The organism is Psychroflexus sp. MES1-P1E (assembly GCF_002836055.1).
Lineage (GTDB): Bacteria > Bacteroidota > Bacteroidia > Flavobacteriales > Flavobacteriaceae > Psychroflexus.
On the sequence record NZ_PJBS01000030.1, the window covers coordinates 1 to 514 of the forward strand.

At 31.9% G+C, this 514-nt stretch carries 1 protein-coding gene; it reads left to right on the forward strand.

The genetic code is table 11. From position 1 onward, the window contains the following. Nucleotides 1-42 precede the first annotated feature (42 nt). Nucleotides 43-514 (forward strand): DDE-type integrase/transposase/recombinase (locus CXF67_RS00195; protein ID WP_145990322.1); only part of this gene is annotated, 472 nt, incomplete at its 3' end.

The window sequence follows — 514 nt, forward strand, 5'->3', positions numbered from 1 at the left end:
TCACAAGAAGTCAAACAAATAAACCACAAAAAACTGATTACAATGGTACAAGGTTACCGCAAAAAAGTAGGCATGAGAACTGGAGGTATTAAGCTTTATAATGAACTAAAAACAAGCTTCATAAAACAAGACATAAAAATAGGGCGAGATAAATTTTATGTCTTTTTAAGGCTCCATAATTTGCTCGTTCCTAAGCTTAAAAACTACGTGACAACAACGAACTCTAATCATCAATTTAGAAAATATAAAAACCTAATTAAAAACCAAGTACCCAATAGACCAGAACAGCTATGGGTGAGTGATATAACATACATTAAAACGGACAATGGACACAATTATCTAGCAATTGTAACAGATGCCTATTCAAAGAAAATTATGGGCTATAAATTAGATAACAACATGAAGACTTCACTTTGTAAAGAAGCGTTGGCTATGGCTATTAAAAACAGGAAATACCCTAATAAAAAACTCATACATCATTCAGATAGCCGTTTTCAGTATTGTAATCCTAAAC